This is a genomic window from Pseudomonas sp. s4, from assembly GCF_046764235.1.
Lineage (GTDB): Bacteria > Pseudomonadota > Gammaproteobacteria > Pseudomonadales > Pseudomonadaceae > Aquipseudomonas > Aquipseudomonas asiatica.
The window spans coordinates 2782074-2801087 of sequence record NZ_CP177209.1 but is presented as its reverse complement, the minus strand read 5'-3'; the positions used below and the strand labels follow the sequence as shown (position 1 = coordinate 2801087).

Genomic DNA, 19014 nt, shown 5'->3' with positions numbered 1-19014 from the left:
ACCCCGATGACCGTGCTCATCGCCCTAGCCGCTCTGGCCCTGCTGATGCTGGCTGCCTACCGCGGCTACAGCGTAATCCTCTTCGCCCCCATCGCCGCCCTCGGTGCGGTACTGCTCACCGACCCGTCCGCCGTGGCCCCCGCATTCACCGGGGTATTCATGGAGAAAATGGTCGGCTTCATCAAGCTCTACTTCCCGGTGTTCCTGCTGGGCGCCGTGTTCGGCAAGCTGATCGAGCTGTCCGGTTTCTCGCGCTCGATCGTCGCCGCCGCCATCCGCGTGCTCGGCACCCGCCAGGCGATGCTGGTGATCGTGCTGGTCTGCGCGCTGCTCACCTATGGCGGCGTTTCGCTGTTCGTGGTGGTGTTCGCGGTGTACCCGTTCGCCGCCGAGATGTTCCGCCAGAGCAATATCCCCAAGCGCCTGATCCCGGCAACCATCGCCCTGGGCGCGTTCTCGTTCACCATGGATGCCCTGCCCGGCACCCCGCAGATCCAGAACATCATCCCCAGCACCTTCTTCAACACCACCGCCTGGGCAGCGCCATGGCTGGGCCTGATCGGCACATTGTTCGTGTTCTGCGCCGGCATGGCCTACCTGCAGCGCCAGCGCAACAAGGCCCAGCGCGCCGGTGAAGGCTATGGCAGCGACTTGCGCAACGAACCGGAGACCGCTGCCGACCTGGCACTGCCCAACCCCTGGCTGGCTCTGTCACCGCTGCTGCTGGTGGGGGTGATGAACCTGCTGTTCACCCACTGGATCCCGCAGTGGTACGGCCCCAGTCACAGCCTGCAACTGCCCGGCATGAGCGCACCGGTGCAAAGCGATGTGGCCAAGCTCACTGCCATCTGGGCGGTGCAGGCAGCGTTGCTGGTGGGCATCCTGATGGTGCTGGTGTGTGCCTTCGGCGCCATCCGTGCCCGCCTGGCCGAAGGCACCAAAAGCGCCGTGGGCGGTGCCTTGCTGGCGGCCATGAACACCGCCTCGGAATACGGCTTTGGCGCGGTGATCGCCTCGCTGCCGGGCTTCCTGGTATTGGCCGACGCCTTGCGCGGTATCCCCAACCCACTGGTCAACGAAGCGATTACCGTGACCTTGCTGGCCGGCATCACCGGCTCTGCCTCGGGCGGCATGAGCATCGCCCTGGCGGCCATGGGCGACGCCTTCATCGCCGCCGCCAATGCCGCCAACATCCCGCTCGAAGTACTGCACCGCGTGGCCGCCATGGCCAGCGGTGGCATGGACACCCTGCCGCACAACGGTGCGGTCATCACCCTGCTGGCCGTGACCGGGCTGACCCACCGCGAGGCCTACAAGGACATTTTCGGTATTACCCTGATCAAGACCCTGGCGGTGTTCGTGGTCATCGCCACGTTCTACGCCACCGGCATCGTCTAAGGAGCTTTGCATGACCCTCAAAGGCAAGACCGCACTCGTCACCGGTTCCACCAGCGGCATCGGCCTGGGCATTGCCCAGGTGCTGGCCCGCGCAGGCGCCAACATCGTGCTCAACGGCTTCGGCGACCCTGCCCCGGCGCTGGCCGAGATCGCCCGGCACGGGGTGAAGGCAGTCCATCACCCGGCCGACCTCTCGGACGTGGCCCAGATCGAAGCGCTGTTCGCCGTGGCCGCGCGCGAGTTCGGCGACGTCGACATCCTGGTCAACAACGCCGGTATCCAGCACGTGGCGCCAGTGGAACAGTTCCCGCTGGAAAGCTGGGACAAGATCATCGCCCTCAACCTGTCGGCCGTGTTCCACGCTACGCGACTGGCCCTGCCTGGCATGCGCACGCGCAATTGGGGGCGCATCATCAACATCGCTTCTGTGCACGGCCTGGTCGGCTCTACCGGCAAGGCGGCCTATGTGGCGGCCAAGCACGGCGTGGTCGGCCTGACCAAGGTGGTGGGCCTGGAAACCGCCACCAGTAACGTCACCTGCAATGCCATCTGCCCTGGCTGGGTGTTAACCCCGCTGGTGCAGAAGCAGATCGACGATCGTGCTGCCAACGGTGTCGATCCGCTGCAAGCGCAGCACGATCTGCTGGCAGAAAAACAACCGTCGCTGGCCTTCGTCACCCCCGAGCACCTGGGTGAGCTGGTACTATTCCTGTGCAGCGAGGCCGGTAGCCAGGTTCGCGGTGCCGCCTGGAACGTCGATGGTGGCTGGTTGGCCCAGTGACGGGCGGCCTGGGCCTGGCGGCGGTCTTGCATTCGTTTATCTGCAAGGAGGCCCTATGCGCCCAACCCCGATGACCGCGATTCTGGCCCTGACCCTGGCTGCCGTCGCACCCGCGATGGCAGCCAGCCTGAAGGACGTCGCGCCCTACCCCGAGGCGGAAAAAGGCTTTACCCGGCAGGTCATCCACCTGCCGGCCCAGGCTGATGAGTCGGCCTATCAACTGGAAATCCTCGCCGGCAAGACCCTGAAGGTGGACTGCAATCGCCAGCGCCTGGGCGGCAGCCTGGAGGAACGTACCCTGGAAGGCTGGGGCTACAGCTACTACCGCCTGGACAAGGTCAGCGGCCCGGCCAGCACGCTGATGGCCTGCCCCGATGGCAAGAAGACCGAGGCCTTCGTGCCTGTGGTCGGTGAAGGCTTCATGCTGCGCTACAACAGCAAGCTGCCGGTGGTGGTGTATGTGCCCAAGGACGTCGAAGTGCGCTACCGCGTGTGGACCGCGTCGCAGGACGTGCAAAAGGCTAAAGTAGAGTAAAACGCAAGCCTTTGGCCTTGATGGTGCCTTCATCGCCGGCAAGCCGGCTCCCACAGGTTGGTCACTGCACTCAAGACCTGTGAGGTTCCTGTGGGAGCTGGCTTGCCGGCGATGGGGCCCTTGCAGGCAACAGGAGGTTCGGCATGAACGATGTGCTCTGGCGCCCCTCCACGGCGCAGATCGAGGCCAGCCGGATGGATGCCTTCCGCCGCCGGGTCAACCTGCGTTACAACCTGCAACTCGACGACTACCACGCGCTGCACCGCTGGAGCATCGAGCAGCGCCCTGCCTTCTGGCAAACCGTTGCCGACTACTTCCACGTTCACTGGCATACCCCGCCAAGCCAGGTGCTCAGCGAAGGGCCGCAGATGCCCGATGCCCAGTGGTTCGCCAACGCCACCCTCAACTTCGCCGAACACCTGCTGCGCCGCCGTGACGACCGCCCGGCCCTGGTCGCCGTGCGCGAAGACGGCCAGCGTCAGCTGTTCACCCATGCCCAGCTGGCCGCCCAGGTGGCCGGCCTGCAAACAGCCTTGAAGGCCACCGGCATCGCCCCCGGCGACCGCGTAGCCGCCATCATGCCCAATACCTGGCAGACCCTTGTCGCCATGCTTGCCTGCACAAGCCTCGGTGCGGTCTGGTCCAGCTCCTCGCCCGAGTTTGGCGTGCACGGCATCATCGACCGCTTCGGCCAGATCGAGCCCAAGCTGCTGATCGCCTGCGCCGGGTACCAGTACGCCGGCAAAGCCATCGACCAGGTGGACAAGGTCAACCAGGTGTGCGCGCAGCTGCCCGGGCTGGAACAGTTGATCGTGGTACCCCACACCCGCAGCGGAACGCGTGTCGACGAATTCCAGGCCGCCAATGTCAGCCTGTGGGACGAGTTCTATCAGCCCGGCGGCGAGCCCCGCTTCACCCCGCTGCCCTTCGATCACCCGCTGTACATCCTGTATTCCAGCGGCACCACCGGCGTACCCAAGTGCATCGTCCACCGCGCCGGCGGCGTGTTGTTGCAGCACCTGAAGGAACATGGCCTGCACAATGACCTGAAAGCCGATGACGTACTGTTCTACTACACCACCTGCGGCTGGATGATGTGGAACTGGCTGGTCAGCGGCCTGGCGGTGGGCGCCACGCTGGTGCTGTATGACGGCTCGCCCTTCCATCCCGGCCCCGAGCGGCTGCTAGACCTGATCGACGCCGAGGATATCCAGGCCTTCGGTACCAGCGCCAAGTACCTGGCGGCACTGGAGCAGGCGGGCCTGGAGCCTGCGGCAAGCCACCGCCTGGCGCGCTTGCGCCTGCTACTGTCCACCGGCTCGCCACTGTCGCCACACAGCTACGACTACGTGTACCGCAAGATCAAGGCCGACCTGTGCCTGGCGTCGATGTCCGGCGGTACCGATATCGTCTCCTGCTTCGTGCTGGGCAACCCGACCCTTCCAGTGCGCCGTGGCGAGATCCAGTGCAAGGGCTTGGGCATGGCGGTGGAAGTATGGAACGAGCATGGCCAGCCGGTGCTGGGCGAAAAAGGCGAGCTGGTGTGCACGCGCAACTTCCCGTCCATGCCGCTGGGGTTCTGGAAGGACACGGACGGCAGCCGCTATCACGACGCCTACTTCAGCCAGTTCCCGGGGGTGTGGGCCCAGGGCGACTACGCCGAACAGCGTGCCGACGGCGGGCTGGTGATTCATGGCCGCTCCGATGCCGTGCTCAACCCCGGTGGCGTGCGCATTGGCACGGCGGAGATCTACCGCCAGGTGGAAAAGGTCGAGCAGGTGCTGGAAAGCGTGGCCATCGGCCAGGACTGGCAAGGCGACGTGCGGGTGGTGCTGTTCGTTCGCCTGCGTGACGGCCTGCAGCTGGATGAGGCCCTGCGCCAGCACATCCGCCAGGTGATCCGCCAGTACACCACGCCCCGCCATGTACCGGCGGTGATCGCCCAGGTCGATGACATCCCGCGTACCATCAGCGGCAAGCTGGTGGAGTTGGCGATTCGCAATGTGGTGCATGGCTTGCCGGTGAAGAACACCGACGCCCTGGCCAACCCCGAGGCACTGGAGCAGTTCCGGGATCGCGAGGAGTTGCAAACCTGACCCTTGTCACCGTCCCTGTAGGAGCGGCCTTGTGTCGCGATGGGGCGCGAAGCGGCCCCAGGTTTTCAGCTTCGCAGCACAGGTTGCCGGGGCCGCTTCGCGCCCCATCGCGACACAAGGCCGCTCCTACAAGGGACGCGTAATCGCCTCAGCACAAAACTATGAGGCATAATGCCCACTTTTTCCGCCCCAGAAGCACAGGTACCCCATGAAAGCCCAAGCCCGCCACATCCTGGTCAAGACCGCTGACGAAGCCGAAAAGCTCAAGCAGCGCATCGCCAATGGCGAGGCTTTCGACGTGCTCGCAAAAAAGTTCTCCACCTGCCCTTCGGGCAAACGTGGCGGCGACCTGGGTGAAATCCGCCCCGGGCAGATGGTAGGCGCCATCGACCAGGTGATCTTCAAGAAGCCCCTGCGCGTGGTGCACGGGCCGATCAAGAGCAAGTTCGGCTATCACCTGGTGCAGACGTTCTACCGCGATTAAGCGCGCCGCGCAGCCAGCAGCCCGAGACCCGCGCAGCCCAGCAATGAGGCGCTGACCCGGTTGAACAGCCGGCGTGGGCCGGGCTGGCTGAACCAGCGTTGCATGTACGCCCCCAGGCCGGCGTAGATGGCGATGGCGGCCCATTCCAGCAACAGGAACAACGCACCCAACCAAAGGAACTGCTCGCTCACCGGAGTGGTACTGCCGACCGAAACGAACTGCGGCAGGAACGCGGTGAAGATCAGGATAGCCTTCGGATTACCAGCAGCCATCCAGAACTCCTGGCGTATCAGACGCCAAGTGCCGTGCGGCTGATCACCTGCAACCGCGGCCTCGCCCACCGGTGCCCGCCACAGTTGCCAGGCGATATAGAACAGGTAGGCCGCCCCCGCCAACTTGATGGCCAGGAACAGGTATTCGCTGGTGTGCAGCACCACTGCCAGGCCCATCGCCGCCAGGGCGATCATGCCGCTGAAGGCGACGATGCGCCCGCCACCGGCCACGCAGGCCGTACGCAGGCCGTAACGGCTGGCATTGTGCAGCGACAGCAGGTTGTTCGGCCCCGGCGCCATGTTCAGGGCGAAACAGGCGGGGATGAAAAGCAGCAGGCTTGAAAGGTCCATTATCGTTTTCCTTTGGCAACAGGCGCCTATTTCGGCGCGTAGCTGGCCTGGTGGTCAAGTTACAGCCAGTGGAAAAAACTGTATGGGTGCGCAGCGCCTGATAAGCTGCCTGGCATATCGAGGACCCTGTGATGCCCCGTTCCCATGCCGCGCTGTGGCGCGACCCGGCCCTGCCGCATGTCGAAAGCCGCCGCGCCTGTCATAGCCGCGCCTGCTACAAGGCCCACAGCCACCCAACGTTTTCCATCGGTGTGGTGGATGCCGGCCACAGTCATTTCACCGGTGCCGGCAACGGCCAGCAACGCCTGACGCCTGGCACTCTGGTGCTGGTCCCGGCCCGCCGGGTACATGCCTGCAACCCCGAACCCGGGCAAGCGTGGAGCTACCAGATGCTGCATGTGGATGCCGACTGGCTGGCACAGCTGCACCTGGAGTCCGGGCTGGATGGTGCCGGGCCCGGCGAGCCGGCACGTATCTGCCAGGAGCCGGAGGTATATCGGCAGTTCTGCGAACTGAACAGTTTGCTGTTTTCCAGCGCCAGCAACGGAGAGAAAGATGCGGCGCTGATTGCCTTTCTGGGTGATCTCGACTTTGCCAGGCACGCGCCGCTGGCGCCGGCGCCGGCTTTGGGGAAGAGCGAACTGAGTGGGCTGATCGCGCACATCGAAGGCAAGGACCCGTCGCAGTTGAGCCTGGCGTTACTGGCCCGGCAGGCCGGGCTTGGGCGCTACCAGCTGATTCGCGCATTTCGCGCGGCCACCGGGTTTACGCCGCATGCCTACCTGCTAAATGCCCGGGTCAACCGTGGGCGGCAATTGTTGGGTGAAGGGCAGGCCCTGGCGGAGGTGGCCTATCGGCTCGGTTTTGCCGACCAAAGCCATTTCCAGCGGGTGTTCAAGGCCCATGTGGGGGTGACACCAGGGCAGTATCGGGGAGACTGAAGGCCCGCGCGGTCTCTGTAGGAGCGGCCTTGTGTCGCGATGGGGCGCGAAGCGGCCCCAGATTTTCAGCTCCGCCGCACAGATTGCCGGGGCTGCTGCGCAGCCCTTTCGCGACACAAGGCCGCTCCTACAGGGGCCTGCAATATTGTTCAATACGGCATTTGCGCTGAGGGGCAGAGTCAGGCTTTTCCGCCAGAGCAGCCACACCCCAATGCAACAGTTCCTGATCATCGCCCTCGCCCACTTCCTCGCCCTGCTCTCTCCCGGCCCGGACTTCTTCCTGGTCGCACGCACTTCGGTCAACGCTGGCTGGCGCGTCGCGAGCGGCGCCTGCCTGGGTATCGCCCTGGCCAATGGCGTGTTCATCGCCATGGCTTTCACCGGTTTGTCGGTGCTGCAGGAAGGCAGCCTGCTGTTCACCGCCCTGCAACTGGCCGGCGCCGGCTACCTGCTGTACATCGGCACCCTGTTCCTGCGCCATGCCGGGCAAACCAGCCTGAGCACAGTCGCTGGCAAACAGACCGCCCAAGGGTGGTGGCGTGGATTGGGCATGGGGTTCCTGTCCGGCATCCTCAACCCCAAGAATGCGCTGTTCTATGCCAGCCTGGTAAGCATGGTCGCCAGCGCCAGCTTTGCCTGGAAGGCAACCTGTGCCCTGTGGATGTTCAGCATCGTGCTGCTGTGGGACTTGCTGGTTGCCGTGGCCATCGGCAACCCGCTGGTGCTGCGGCGCTTCGCCCGCAGCCTGCCCTGGCTGGAACGGGCCTCCGGGGCCATGCTGGTGCTATTGGCTACGGCACTGTTGTTTCACCTGGCCTGGGGCTGACCAGTTGCAGGGTCCGCATGTCCATCAAGGTGAAATGGCCACTGGCCCAGCCCCCGGTGTCCAGGTGCCAGACGTTGCCCAGCAGCTTGGCTTCCAGTACCGGCGTGTGGCCCACCAACAAGGCACGCAGGCCCTGCACGGGCTCGGTATCACCTACCTTCAACCGCCGCCGCGACCATTGGCACACTTCCCGTACTTGCGGGTCGTCATCCAGTTCCAGCCAGGTCCTCAACACCGTCCAGTCGGCATATGGGCTGTCGGCATGCAGCAGCCCTACCAAGCCCGCCGCACTTTCAACCTCTATCGCAATCGGCAGCTGCTCGAATCGCTCCACGAAACGCAACTGCCGAGCCTTCGGCAGGTCCAGAAACCAGCCCCCCCCGGCGGCGCGGTACATGTCCAGATCGAGCCGCCCGCCGCGTACGCGGGTGATTGCCAGGGCCTCGTGATTACCCTGCACGGCATGGAACCAGGGCTGCGCCAGCCATTCCAGCGCCGCCTCGCTGTCCGGGCCACGGTCGACCAGGTCCCCCACGCTGAACAGGCGGTCCACGGCCGGATCGAACCCCACCCCATCCAGGCATTGCTGCAGGCGCTGGAAGTGACCATGGATATCGCCCACGGCCAGGTCACGCCCCCGCAGGTTGGCAATCAGACGCCGAAACCGTGCCATTACAATCTTCCTCTGCTGGCGCCGCCATGCCAGGGGTAAAATGGACGCACACGCAGTCTGCCCCGGAGGTGCATCATGCGTACCGCCCTCGTGTGTGCCGTGCTCATGGCGCTGTCACTGGACAGCATGGCACAAGGCGCCCCGGCCGCGCAGGTCGAGGTACGTTTCGACCATCCGGAAAAATTCCGCGATGCCAGCCTCGACAGCCACGGGTACGAGCGTGGTGCCGACGCCTATGTGATGAAAACCTTGACCCAGTACCTTCAGAAGCTTGGCCAGCGCTACCTGCAACCTGGCCAGCAACTGGTCATCGACATCCGCGACATCGACCTGGCCGGGCGTTTCGAGCCCTGGCACAGCCAGGCCTACGATGTACGCTTCATGCGCGAAATCACCTGGCCGACCATCGACCTCAGCTACACCCTCAGCCAACCGGGCAAACCCGACCAGCAGGCGCAGGAACGGGTCAGCGACAAGATGTACCTCAGCCGCCCGGGCCGGGTCACGAGCAGCAGCGACCGCCTGTATGCCGAAAAGGCCATGCTCGACGACTGGTTCCGCCAGCGTTTCGCCGTCCACCCGGCATCCTGAAAATCCCTTCACTGGTACAGGCGTTGGTGCCGGTAGTATGCTCGGCCCTTCAACCTGTACCAGGGAAGGGTTTTTCATGAAGTTGTGCGCCGTGCAACTGGCATCGCTCAAGGGCGATGTGCAAGCCAACCTCGAACGCCACCTGGCCTGCATCGAACAGGCCGCGGCCCTTGGTGCCGAACTGGTGGTATTTCCCGAACTGTCGCTGACCGGCTATGAGCCAACCCTCGCGCGCCAGGCCGCCCTGCCAGTCAGTTCGGCACGGCTGGACCCGCTGCAGGCAGCCTGCGACCGGTTTGGTATCACTGTCGCAGCGGGCCTGCCACTGCCGACCCCTGATGGCATTCGTATCGGCATGCCAATCCTCAGCCCCGGTGTACCGCGCCAGGCCTATGCCAAGCGGCGCCTGCATGATGATGAACTGCCCTGGTTCACCCCAGGCGATCAAGCCTTGCTGCTGCAGGTGGGCGCGCACCGGGTAGCGCCTGCGATCTGCTACGAATCGATGTTCATGGCGCATGCGGCAGCCGCGCGGGAACACGGCGCCGACCTGTACCTGGTCAGTGTGGCTAAAACTGCCAAAGGCATTCGCGAGGGTTACCTGCACTACTCCGAGGTGGCTCGAGAGCTGGGCATGGCAGTGTTGCTGGCCAACTGCGTGGGGCCGGCCGACACCTTCATCGGCGCTGGCGGCTCGGCGGCGTGGGACAGCCAGGGGCGCTTGCTGGCCAGCCTGGACGACCACAGCGAAGGGCTGATCGTGCTGGACACCGCCAACGCCAGTGCCATGGCAGTGCCCCTGAACCCACACCCGGCATGATCTATCTGTTTCTGGCGTTGCTGAGCTATGCCTGTACCTACTACCTGACGGGTCTGCTCATCCAGGGGCAACTGGCCGATGTGGCCGAGGGTTTGCGCCACCGGCCCGACGCGCCGACACCTGGCGAGTACCTGCGCGCAGTCAAGCCCCATGCGCGCCGTGCCCATCGGCAGTACACCCTGATGGCCGGCTCGGCGTTGGCCGTGCTGGTCTGCCTGGTCGCCAGCTGGTTCTACTGACGCCTTACAGGTCCAGTGCCAGGCTTTGCCGGCCCTCCAGCGCCAGCAGGTACTGCTTGGCCGCCAGGCCACCGGCAAAGCCGGTGAGGCTGCCCGAAGCACCGATCACCCGATGGCACGGGGCGATGATCGAGATCGGGTTGCGGCCATTGGCGGCGCCTACCGCACGCACCGCGCTGGGGTTGCCGATCTGCCGGGCGATGTCGCTGTAGCTGCGGGTTTCACCGAACGGTATCGCCAACAGCGCGGCCCACACCTGTCGCTGGAATTCGGTGCCGGCAAAATCCAGCGCCAGTTCGAAGCGCTGGCGTTTGCCGGCAAAGTACTCGCCGAGCTGGCGGGCGGTTTCCAGCAGTACCGGGCACTGGTCATCGCGGTGCAGGGCGCCAAGGCGCACGCGGTTTTCCCGCTCCTCTTCCCAGAGTACGGCTGCCAGGCACTCGCCACGGGCTACCAGGGTCAAGGTGCCGACGGGCGACTGCATGAAGGTGAATGCGCTGGACATAAGCAGGCTCCTGCCAGGTTGCGATCAACCTACTGTACGCATCCCCAGTTCTGCCTGCATCCGCTTTCTTGCTCAGGCAATCACGCAAGCGGAACATCGGCGTCGGCATATTGCCCGGACCAGAGTGCCCTCCACCGCGTCGCCTGCTTCGCGGGCATGCCCGCTCCCACAGGGCCCCCATCAGCCGGGCCCTGCCAGCATTCAGAGAAATGCCTGGCGAATCCGCTTCTTGTCGATTTTGCCAACGCTGGTCTTGGGGATCTCCTCCACGCAACGCAACTGCCGCGGTATCGCCCATTTGTTCAGGTGCCCGCTGTCGACAAACGGCTGCAGATGCCCTGCCAATGCCGCCTGGTCGAATTGCATGCCGTCACAACGGACCACCAAGGCCAAGGGTTGCTCACCCCACTGCGGGTCCGGGATGCCGATCACTGCCACCGAAGCGACAGCCGGGTGCTGGCTGATCAGGTTTTCCAGCGCCACCGAGCTGACCCACTCGCCTCCGGTCTTGATCACATCCTTGATCCGGTCACGAATGCGCACCACACCCGCAGGGTCGATGCAGGCCAGGTCGCCAGTATGCATCCAGCCCCCCAGCCACAACGCGGCACCCTGCTCCGGTTCATGCAGATAGCCCTGGGTCAGCCACGGGGCACGCACCACGATTTCACCCAGGCTTTCTCCGTCGCGGGGCACATCAATGCCTTCAGCGTCGACGATGCGCAGGTCCACCAGGGCAATCGGCACGCCGGCATCGATACGCAGCGGCAACTGTTGCGCCATGGGCAGTGCCAGCAGCTCAGCGCTCAGGTGGGTGATGCTGAGCAGCGGGCAGCTTTCCGACATGCCGTAGCCACAATGCACGCTGATGCCGCGCTCGCTGGCACGCTGCGCCAGGCCCAGGGTCAGGGCGCTGCCGCCCAGCAGCATCTTCCAACCGCTCAGGTCGGCGCGGCGCCCTTCTTCGCTGTCGAGCATCATCTGCAGCACCGTGGGCACGCAATGGGAGAACGTCACGCCCTCGTCGCGGTACAAGCGCACCAGGCGGTTGGGCTCGTAGCGCCCCGGGTAGACCTGCTTGATGCCCAGTGCCGTGGCCACATAGGGCACGCCCCAGGCGTGCACATGGAACATCGGCGTAATGGGCATGTACACGTCGCCGCTGCGCAGCAGCGGTACCTCGCCGCAGGCAGCCAGGGTGCCCTGCTCGACCAGGGTATGCAGCACCAGTTGCCGGTGGCTGAAGTACACGCCCTTGGGGTTGCCGGTGGTACCGCTGGTGTAGAACAGCGTGGCCAGCGAGTGCTCGTCGAAATCGGCGAAGTCGAACTGTGGCTCGGCAGCCGCCAGCAGCGCTTCGTACTCACCCAGCAACGGCACATCTTGCGTTGCCGGGCCGCCTTCGCCGAGGCGAATGAAACCCTCGACCGTCGGCAAGTCATCGCGCAGTTGCGCCATCAACGGCAGGAAGTCGTCATGCACCAGTACCAGGCGGTCCTCGGCATGGTTCATGGTGTAGCGCACCTGATCGGTGGACAGCCGTACGTTTACCGTGTGCAGCACCGCACCCAGCATCGGTACGGCGAAGAAGCATTCAAGGGCCCGATGGCTGTCCCAGTCGAGCAAGGCCACGGTGTCGCCAGGCTTGACCCCGGCGGCGGTCAGCACATTGGCCAGCCGCTGGATGCGTTCAAGCAGCGTAGTGTAGGTGTAGCGCAGCTTGTCGGCGTAGACGATTTCCTGGTTGGGCTGGTAGCGCACGCCCGACAGCAGCAGGCGCTTGATCAGCAGCGGATAGGCGTAGGCCTGCTCGGCCGCAGGCATGATGCGAGTGGTGATCATGTCGGCGGCCTTCACAGTTGCCCGGCCTCGAGCAGGTACAGGCTGTCGCTACCGGCCCTGACGCTGGCGCTCAGCGAATGAATACGTGGCAGCAGGCGGGCAAAGTAGAAACGCGCGGTGCCCAGCTTGCTCAGGTGAAACGGCTCGGGAGCTGCATGACACTGGCAAACCACGGCCATGCGTGCCCACAGGTAGGCGTAGAAGGTGTAGCCAAACACCTGCAGGTACTCCACCGCCGCCGCGCCCAGCTCACGCGGGTTGCCCTGGGCCCGATCGAGCAACCAGGCGGTCAGCTCGTCGAGGTTGCGCACGGCAGCCAGCAGCGGCGCGCCGAACTCCGCGCACGCCGCGGGCAGCGTCTCGACAAAGGCAGTAATTTCGTCGGACACGCTGCGATAGGCCTGGCCGCCATCGGCAAACAGTTTACGCCCCACCAGGTCGAGGGCCTGGATGCCATTGGTGCCTTCGTAGATCTGGGTGATGCGGCAGTCGCGGATCAACTGCTCCTGGCCCCATTCGCGGATATAGCCATGACCGCCCAGCACCTGCTGGCCGTGCACGGTGGTTTCCAGCCCCATGTCGGTGAGGAAGGCCTTGGCCACTGGCGTGAGCATTGCCACCTTGGCCTCGGCCTGGGCGCGTGCGACCGGAGCCTCGCTGTATTTGGCCAGGTCCAGCTGCAGTGCCACATAGGTGGAGAAGGCCCGCCCGCCTTCGTTCAGCGCTTTCATGGTCAGCAGCATGCGCCGCACATCCGGGTGGACGACGATCGGGTCAGCGGCTTGCCCCGGCGCTTCGGCACCCGTCGGCGCACGGCCCTGCTGGCGATCACGGGCATAGGCAATGGCGCCCTGGTAGGAGCGTTCGCCCAGGGCCAGGCCCTGGATTCCTACACCAAGGCGCTCGTAGTTCATCATGGTGAACATCGCGTTGAGGCCCTTGTTCGGCTCGCCGACCAGATAGCCGACTGCGCCGTCGAAGTTCATCACACAGGTGGCTGAGGCCTTGATGCCCATCTTGTGCTCGATCGAGCCGCAACTCACCGCATTGGCCTCGCCCAGCACGCCGTCGGCGTCAACCAGCACCTTGGGCACCAGGAACAGCGAGATGCCCTTGGGCCCGGCGGGCGCATCCGGCAGCCGCGCCAGCACCAGGTGGATGATGTTCTCGGTCAGGTCCTGCTCACCGCCAGTGATGAAGATCTTGGTCCCGCTGATGCGGTAGCGGCCATCGGCAACCGGCTCGGCGCGGGTGCGAATCAGGCCCAGGTCGGTGCCAGCGTGCGGCTCGGTCAGGCACATCGAACCGGTCCAGCGCCCTTGGTACATGGGCGGCAGGTACAGCGCCTTCAACGGCTCGCTGGCATGGTTGAGCAGCGCCAGGCAGGCCCCGGCGGTGAGCATCGGGTACAGGCCGAACGACAGGTTGGCGGCATTGAGCATTTCTTCGAGCTGGGCACCGATCACTTTCGGCATGCCCATGCCCCCATATTCCGGGGCACCGGCCACACCCACCCAGCCATCCGCGGCAAATGCCCGGTAGGCATCTGCGAAGCCATCGGGGGTGTGTACCTGGCCCGCCTCCCAGCGGCAACCCTGCTCGTCGCCACTGCGGTTGAGCGGCGCTACCACCTCGGCAATCAGCCTGCCGGCCTGTTCGAGCACGGCCCGGGCTGTGTCGCCATCGACCTGCTCGGCCAGCGCGGGCGTTTGCGCCCACCAGGCCGGGATGTCGAACACTTCGTTGAACAGAAAATCCATGTCGCGCAGTGGCGGAAGGTAATCAGACATGAGGCGAACACTCGGTTTCTTGGGTTTGCGGAAGCGACGTGGCCGGGGCCTCGGCAGGCGCCGGGGCGGCCTGGCCACGCAGGAGGAAATGCGACAACGCGGGGATCAACACCAGCGCACCGAGCATGTTCCACAGGAACATGAAGGTCAGCAGCAGGCCCATGTCGGCCTGGAACTTGATCGGCGACCAGGCCCAGCCGACCACACCGGCCGCCAGGGTAATGCCGACCAGCCCGACCACCCGGCCGGTGAAGGCCACGGCTTTCTGGTAGGCCTGGGCCAGGCTCAACCCGGCGCGCTGGTAGTGCAGTTGCACGCTGAGCAGGTACAGCGCGTAGTCCACGCCAATACCTACGCCCAGGGCGATCACCGGCAAGGTGGCGACCTTGACGCCAATGCCCATGGCTACCATCAGCGCTTCGCACAGCACCGAGGTGAGCATCAGCGGCAGGATCGCCACCAGCGTCGCGCGCCAGCTACGGAAGGTGAACAGGCAGAACAGCGTGACCGCCAGGTACACCAGCAACAGCATGTGGTGGTTGGCCTCGCGGACCACCACGTTGGTGGCAGCCTCGATGCCGGCGCTGCCGGCGGCCAGCAGGAACTGCTGTTCGGCGCTGCTGTTGGCCTGGGCAAAACGCTCGGCCACGGCGGCAACCTGGGCCAAGGTATCGGCACGATGGTCCTTGAGGTAGGCGATTACCGGCATCAGCGAGCAGTCGTTGTTGAACAACTCGGGGGCGTTGACCGAGGCCTGCTGGGCGGCGTAGTTGAGCACGTCCTGGTTGCGCTGCAGGCTGTTCAGGCGCGGGTTGCCTTCATAGGTGCCAGCGGTGATCTGGCGCACGGCATTGGCCAGCGACACGGTGGTCTGCACACCCGGCAATTGCTGCAGCTCCCAGGCCAGGCGGTCGGCAAGCACCAGCGTCTGGTATTGCAGGCAGCCTTCCGGCGCGGTCTTGACCATGACCGCGAAGGTGTCGCTGGACAGCGCGTAGTGCTGGGTGATGTAGGCGTTGTCGAGGTTGTAGCGGGAGTCGGCGCGCAGTTCGGGGGCACCGCTGTCGAGGTCGCCGATTTTCAGTTGCAGGCTGCCCCAGATGCCAAGGGCGCCCAGGGCCAGCGCCACCAGCACTGCGACGCTGGCCCATTTGCGTTCGGTGAAGCGGTCGAGCAGGTCCCACAGCCGGCCGAAACCTCGGTGCTGGGCTGCGCGGGCGTCGATATGCAGGGCCCGCTCGGCAGCCTTGCGGCCAACACCAACATAAGACAGCGCCACCGGCATCAGCAGCAGCGAGGTGAAGATAAGCACCGCCACGCCGATGCTGGCGGTGATCGCCAGGTCCTGGATCACCGGGATGTCGATCAGCATCAGCACGGCAAAGCCCACCGCATCCGCCAGCAACGCAGTCACCCCGGCCACGAACAGGCGGCGGAAGGTATAGCGCGCTGCCACCTGGCGGTGAGTGCCACGGCCGATGTCCTGAAGGATGCCGTTCATCTTCTGCGCCGCGTGGGATACGCCGATGGCAAAGATCAGGAATGGCACCAGGATCGAATACGGATCGATGGCGTAGCCCAGCCAGGCGACGATGCCCAGCTGCCACACCACCGCAGTCAGCGAACACAGCACCACCAGCAGGGTGCTGCGCACGCAACGGGTGTAGCAGTAGATGATCAGCAGGCTGGTCAGCACCGCCAGGGCGAAGAACGCCATCACCTGGATCAGCCCGTCGATCAGGTCGCCCATCAGCTTGGCGAAGCCGATCACATGGATGCGGTACTGGCCGCTGGCCTGGTACTGGCTGCGCAGTTGTTCGAGCTTCTGCGAGAAGGCGTGGTAGTCGAGGCCTTTGCCGGTAGCCGAATCCTGGTCGAGCAGCGGCACGACCAGCATGCTCGACTTGAAGTCGCGCGCCACCAGGCTGCCGACGATGTTGGCGCGCTCGATGTTCTGCCGCAGCTGCTCGATGTCACCCGCAGCGCCCTGGTAGCCGTCGGGCATTACCGGGCCACCCTGGAAGCCCTCCTCGGTCACCTCGGTCCAGCGCACCGCCGGGCTCCACAGCGATTTCACCCAGGCCCGGTCCACGCCCTGGCTGAGGAACAGCTCGTCGTTGATGTGGCGCAGGGTCTGCAGGTAGCCCGGGTCGAAGATGTCGCCCTGGGTGTTCTCCACCACCACCCGCACCGCGTTGCCCAGGCCACGCAGTGATGGGCGGTTTTCCAGGTAGTTCTGGATGTAGGGGTGGCTCTGCGGCAGCATCTTGTCGAAACTGGGGCGCAGCTCCAGGCGGGTCAGCGCCATGTAGCCCAGCACCAGGGTCGCCAATAGCATGCACAGCAGGAACGGCAGGCGATGGTTGAACACCAGGCGCTCCAGGCAATTGCCCGAGCGTGGGTCGAAATCGTCGAGGTTGCGGATTACCGGCAGGGTGTCTTGGCGGGTAGCGGCCATCAGGGTCTTCTCTTGTTATGGGTGCAGCGTGGGGTTACCGGGCTGGTTGCGCACGCCCCGCTCGCCCACCAGTACCAGGCCGTTGCCGGTATCGGTGGCGAGCGCGGTCACCGGGCCACGGGCGCTTTGCGGCACCGGGCTGAAGCTGGCGCCATCATCCCGGCTGAGCAGCAGGTCGCCAGCCTGGCTGGCCAGCCATAGCTGGCCGTCACGGTCGACACCGGCGGCGGTGAGGCTGGTGTTCACACCCGTGCTGACCGGTTGCCACTGCCGGCCGCCATCGGTGCTGCGGTAGGCATGCCCACGCAGGCCGTAGACCAGCAGTACGCCAGGCTTGCCGACAGCACCGAACAGTGTGCCGGCGTAGGGTGTCTCGACACGGCTGAAGCGCTCACCGTCCTGCTTCAGCAGCAGGCCTTGCTCGCCGGTGATGTACAGCTCGTCACCCACCGCGGCCAGGCTGGTCAGGTGCAGGCCTTGCGGGTTGTCGCTGTGGTCGAGCCAGGGCTGCCAGTGCTCGCCGCCGTCAACGGTGCGCAACAGCAAGTTGAACACGCCAACCGCATAGCCATTGCGGGCATCGCTGAACCACACGTCGAGCAAGGCATTGTCGCTACCCGTGCCCGGCAGTTGTTCGGCCAGTGCCCGGCCATCCAGCTGCTTCTGCCAGTGCACGCCGCCATCGCGGCTGTGCAGCACCACGCCATCGTGGCCAACCGCCCAGCCCACTTCGGGCGTGGCGAAGCTCACGGCATTCAGGTCGGCGCTGACCGGCACCTGGGCCTGCTGCCAGTGCGCGCCGTGATCGTCGGAGTACAGGATGTGCCCTCGCGGGCCCACCGCGACCAGGCGCTGGCCGGCCAGGATGACATCGCGCAAGGCGCTGCTGGCGACCAGGGCGCTGGGCCTGGCGGGCAGGTCCAGCACATCGGTGAAGGGCGCAGCCTGGGCCGCGCCCTGCAGCGCGGCCAAAGCCAGAACTACCACGCTGCATCGTTTGAAGACAGACATTGCCACCTCTGCTCCGTGCGTTCAGCGAATGCCGTTGCCGGCCAGCGACTCGGGCGACCACTGGGTTTTCGACAGTGGGTCGATATAGCGGATGCCGCCGTAGGCACCGACCACGCCATTGAGGTTGTAGGTGCCGCCGATCAGGTCGTAGATCATGAACGGCGTGGCGTCCGGGGTCTGCTTGTCATAGCTCTGGGTAAGGAAGGCGAACGAGCCGCGGTACAGCTGGCCACGGGCGTCGTACTGGTCCGAGGCCAGGGCGATCCAGCTGTCTTCGTCGAGGTAGAAGCGGCGCTTGTGGTAGATATGGCGCGCACCGTCCTTGAGCTTGCCTTCCACCACCCACACCCGGTGCTTCTCCCAACGCACGAACTGCGGCGCCAGGTGGTTGGGGGTGATCACCTGCTTGACGTCGGTGTTGTAGGTCAGCTGGTAGGTGTTGTACGGCACGTACATTTCCTGCTTGCCGACCAAGGTCCAGTCGTAGCGGTCCAGCGCACCGTTGAAGACGAACACGTCATCGTAGGTACCCGAACCCGAAGTGCCCGGGTTGGGCGTGTCGTAGGCGAGGTTCGGTGCCAGCTTGACCCGGCGCTGGCCCGGCAGGTACTGCCAGGCGCTGCGTGGCTGCACCAGCGGGTTGGCGGCATCACGCAGCATCATCGCTTCGCCGGCACGGCGTGCGGGCCCGGTGTACACCAGTTTCATCTGGTAGTAGGTGTCCTTGGCACCGATCGGCTTGGTCATGTCCTCGTAGATCGGGTAGCTGATATTGGCCTGGCCGGTGGTCGACAGCGATGGCTTGCCGGCAGCGTCGACGTTCCACGAGTCGTACTTGGCAGTCATGCTCACGCCCTGATAGCGCAGCAGGAAGTTCCACATGGCCTCGGCGCCGTTCTGCGGAATGGGGAACGGGATACCCGGCAGCACGTTGTCCACCGCCGTACCGCCCTCCTTGCTGTTGGCGGCAGTGGCGTTCTTGCGGGTGTTGTCCAGTACCGCTTGCGGCAGCGCCACGCTACGGTGGGTCGGGTATACATCGACGCGGTAGCTGGGGTAGCGCTTGAGCAGTTCCAGGGTGGTGGCAGTCAGCTGGCCCTTGTACTGCTCGGCGTTCTTGCCATCGATGACCAGCAGCGGCTTGTCGCTGGCGAACGGGTCGGGGCGCATGCTGGCGCCGCTCCGGTAGCTGGCTGGCGGCGTCAGCAGGCCGCCCTGGTAGGCTGGGATGGAGCCATCGGCATTGCCGGCCTTTTCCGCGCCGATGGCGGTCAGGCTGGTGCCCAGGCGCGCGGCCTGGTCAGTGGAAACGGCGGCCTGGGCAGCATTCAGGGCGGCCAGCGACAGGCACGAGGCCAGCAGGGTACGTACGAAATTCATGATGGTTGTCTTCCTGTGTAG

18 protein-coding genes are annotated in these 19014 nt (G+C 65.2%); 10 read left to right on the top strand and 8 right to left on the bottom strand.

Annotated elements, in window-relative coordinates; genetic code table 11:
• Positions 1–6: 6 nt before the first annotated feature.
• The 5 genes from ACK56M_RS13185 (at position 7) to ACK56M_RS13165 (ending at position 5294) form a co-directional block, all read left to right on the top strand.
• Complete coding sequence (locus ACK56M_RS13185) at positions 7–1398, top strand: GntP family permease (RefSeq protein ID WP_217190448.1); 1392 nt, start codon at positions 7–9, stop codon at positions 1396–1398.
• Between the two features lie 10 nt (positions 1399–1408).
• A complete protein-coding gene (gene hbdH / locus ACK56M_RS13180) occupies positions 1409–2179 on the top strand; it encodes a 3-hydroxybutyrate dehydrogenase (protein ID WP_015270252.1) in 771 nt (256 codons plus the stop codon).
• 55 nt (positions 2180–2234) lie between these two features.
• Positions 2235–2714 (top strand): serine protease inhibitor ecotin, encoded by a 480-nt coding sequence (gene eco, locus ACK56M_RS13175; protein WP_054571957.1) that lies wholly within the window; start codon positions 2235–2237, stop codon positions 2712–2714.
• A gap of 143 nt (positions 2715–2857) precedes the next feature.
• Positions 2858–4810, top strand: a complete 1953-nt coding sequence (locus ACK56M_RS13170) for an acetoacetate--CoA ligase (RefSeq protein ID WP_100413739.1) — start codon at positions 2858–2860, stop codon at positions 4808–4810.
• Positions 4811–5018: 208 nt separating this feature from the next.
• Positions 5019–5294 (top strand): peptidylprolyl isomerase, encoded by a 276-nt coding sequence (locus tag ACK56M_RS13165; RefSeq protein WP_013972552.1) that lies wholly within the window; start codon positions 5019–5021, stop codon positions 5292–5294.
• On the opposite strand, the gene ACK56M_RS13160 is transcribed toward ACK56M_RS13165, so the two are convergent.
• Entirely contained in the window at positions 5291–5917 is a 627-nt protein-coding gene (locus ACK56M_RS13160) for a LysE family translocator (protein ID WP_054571959.1), read from the bottom strand. The genes ACK56M_RS13165 and ACK56M_RS13160 overlap by 4 nt on opposite strands.
• A 131-nt stretch (positions 5918–6048) precedes the next feature.
• Here ACK56M_RS13160 and ACK56M_RS13155 point away from each other — a divergent pair, with 131 nt between their 5' ends.
• Positions 6049–6858: an AraC family transcriptional regulator gene (locus ACK56M_RS13155; RefSeq protein ID WP_411959504.1), complete on the top strand. Its 810-nt coding sequence runs from the start codon at positions 6049–6051 to the stop codon at positions 6856–6858.
• Between the two features lie 211 nt (positions 6859–7069).
• Positions 7070–7684, top strand: a complete 615-nt coding sequence (locus ACK56M_RS13150; protein ID WP_100413736.1) for a LysE family translocator — start codon at positions 7070–7072, stop codon at positions 7682–7684.
• Here the strand turns inward: ACK56M_RS13150 and ACK56M_RS13145 are convergent.
• Positions 7650–8357, bottom strand: coding sequence for a metallophosphoesterase (locus ACK56M_RS13145; protein ID WP_015270246.1), 708 nt, complete (start codon positions 8355–8357; stop codon positions 7650–7652). The genes ACK56M_RS13150 and ACK56M_RS13145 overlap by 35 nt on opposite strands.
• 75 nt (positions 8358–8432) lie before the next feature.
• Between ACK56M_RS13145 and ACK56M_RS13140 the strand changes: the two genes are divergently transcribed.
• The 3 genes from ACK56M_RS13140 (at position 8433) to ACK56M_RS13130 (ending at position 10007) form a co-directional block, all read left to right on the top strand.
• Positions 8433–8948 carry a DUF3016 domain-containing protein gene (locus tag ACK56M_RS13140; protein WP_015270245.1) on the top strand — a complete coding sequence of 172 codons (516 nt, stop codon included), beginning with the start codon at positions 8433–8435 and terminating at the stop codon, positions 8946–8948.
• A 76-nt stretch (positions 8949–9024) separates the two neighbouring features.
• Positions 9025–9768: a carbon-nitrogen hydrolase family protein gene (locus tag ACK56M_RS13135; RefSeq protein ID WP_411959503.1), complete on the top strand. Its 744-nt coding sequence runs from the start codon at positions 9025–9027 to the stop codon at positions 9766–9768.
• Positions 9765–10007: a hypothetical protein gene (locus ACK56M_RS13130; protein ID WP_015270243.1), complete on the top strand. Its 243-nt coding sequence runs from the start codon at positions 9765–9767 to the stop codon at positions 10005–10007. The genes ACK56M_RS13135 and ACK56M_RS13130 overlap by 4 nt, the downstream gene beginning before the upstream one ends.
• 4 nt (positions 10008–10011) lie before the next feature.
• Here the strand turns inward: ACK56M_RS13130 and ACK56M_RS13125 are convergent, their stop codons facing one another.
• The 6 genes from ACK56M_RS13125 to ACK56M_RS13100 form a co-directional block, all read right to left on the bottom strand.
• Positions 10012–10512, bottom strand: a complete 501-nt coding sequence (locus tag ACK56M_RS13125; RefSeq protein ID WP_025339247.1) for a methylated-DNA--[protein]-cysteine S-methyltransferase — start codon at positions 10510–10512, stop codon at positions 10012–10014.
• 201 nt (positions 10513–10713) lie between these two features.
• Positions 10714–12354, bottom strand: a complete 1641-nt coding sequence (locus tag ACK56M_RS13120) for a fatty acid--CoA ligase (protein ID WP_411959502.1) — start codon at positions 12352–12354, stop codon at positions 10714–10716.
• Positions 12355–12365: 11 nt separating this feature from the next.
• Positions 12366–14144: an acyl-CoA dehydrogenase C-terminal domain-containing protein gene (locus ACK56M_RS13115; protein ID WP_054571965.1), complete on the bottom strand. Its 1779-nt coding sequence runs from the start codon at positions 14142–14144 to the stop codon at positions 12366–12368.
• Positions 14137–16602, bottom strand: a complete 2466-nt coding sequence (locus ACK56M_RS13110; protein ID WP_054571966.1) for an efflux RND transporter permease subunit — start codon at positions 16600–16602, stop codon at positions 14137–14139. The genes ACK56M_RS13115 and ACK56M_RS13110 overlap by 8 nt, the downstream gene beginning before the upstream one ends.
• Positions 16603–16617: 15 nt before the next feature.
• On the bottom strand, positions 16618–17613 hold the full coding sequence (locus ACK56M_RS13105; protein ID WP_100413732.1) for a WD40/YVTN/BNR-like repeat-containing protein: 996 nt from the start codon (positions 17611–17613) through the stop codon (positions 16618–16620).
• A gap of 21 nt (positions 17614–17634) precedes the next feature.
• Positions 17635–18993, bottom strand: a complete 1359-nt coding sequence (locus ACK56M_RS13100) for a DUF1329 domain-containing protein (RefSeq protein WP_191472763.1) — start codon at positions 18991–18993, stop codon at positions 17635–17637.
• Positions 18994–19014: the final 21 nt, after the last annotated feature.

Bases quoted from the DNA above. Each gene is read 5' to 3' on its own strand.
- ACK56M_RS13140 (WP_015270245.1), top strand. From the start codon at position 8,433: ATGCGTACCGCCCTCGTGTGTGCCGTGCTCATGGCGCTGTCACTGGAC.
- ACK56M_RS13115 (WP_054571965.1), bottom strand. From the start codon at position 14,144: ATGTCTGATTACCTTCCGCCACTGCGCGACATGGATTTTCTGTTCAAC.
- ACK56M_RS13130 (WP_015270243.1), top strand. From the start codon at position 9,765: ATGATCTATCTGTTTCTGGCGTTGCTGAGCTATGCCTGTACCTACTAC.
- ACK56M_RS13165 (WP_013972552.1), top strand. From the start codon at position 5,019: ATGAAAGCCCAAGCCCGCCACATCCTGGTCAAGACCGCTGACGAAGCC.
- ACK56M_RS13150 (WP_100413736.1), top strand. From the start codon at position 7,070: ATGCAACAGTTCCTGATCATCGCCCTCGCCCACTTCCTCGCCCTGCTC.
- ACK56M_RS13160 (WP_054571959.1), bottom strand. From the start codon at position 5,917: ATGGACCTTTCAAGCCTGCTGCTTTTCATCCCCGCCTGTTTCGCCCTG.
- ACK56M_RS13100 (WP_191472763.1), bottom strand. From the start codon at position 18,993: ATGAATTTCGTACGTACCCTGCTGGCCTCGTGCCTGTCGCTGGCCGCC.
- ACK56M_RS13110 (WP_054571966.1), bottom strand. From the start codon at position 16,602: ATGGCCGCTACCCGCCAAGACACCCTGCCGGTAATCCGCAACCTCGAC.
- ACK56M_RS13120 (WP_411959502.1), bottom strand. From the start codon at position 12,354: ATGATCACCACTCGCATCATGCCTGCGGCCGAGCAGGCCTACGCCTAT.
- eco (WP_054571957.1), top strand. From the start codon at position 2,235: ATGCGCCCAACCCCGATGACCGCGATTCTGGCCCTGACCCTGGCTGCC.
- ACK56M_RS13135 (WP_411959503.1), top strand. From the start codon at position 9,025: ATGAAGTTGTGCGCCGTGCAACTGGCATCGCTCAAGGGCGATGTGCAA.
- ACK56M_RS13105 (WP_100413732.1), bottom strand. From the start codon at position 17,613: ATGTCTGTCTTCAAACGATGCAGCGTGGTAGTTCTGGCTTTGGCCGCG.
- ACK56M_RS13155 (WP_411959504.1), top strand. From the start codon at position 6,049: ATGCCCCGTTCCCATGCCGCGCTGTGGCGCGACCCGGCCCTGCCGCAT.
- hbdH (WP_015270252.1), top strand. From the start codon at position 1,409: ATGACCCTCAAAGGCAAGACCGCACTCGTCACCGGTTCCACCAGCGGC.
- ACK56M_RS13125 (WP_025339247.1), bottom strand. From the start codon at position 10,512: ATGTCCAGCGCATTCACCTTCATGCAGTCGCCCGTCGGCACCTTGACC.
- ACK56M_RS13170 (WP_100413739.1), top strand. From the start codon at position 2,858: ATGAACGATGTGCTCTGGCGCCCCTCCACGGCGCAGATCGAGGCCAGC.
- ACK56M_RS13185 (WP_217190448.1), top strand. From the start codon at position 7: ATGACCGTGCTCATCGCCCTAGCCGCTCTGGCCCTGCTGATGCTGGCT.
- ACK56M_RS13145 (WP_015270246.1), bottom strand. From the start codon at position 8,357: ATGGCACGGTTTCGGCGTCTGATTGCCAACCTGCGGGGGCGTGACCTG.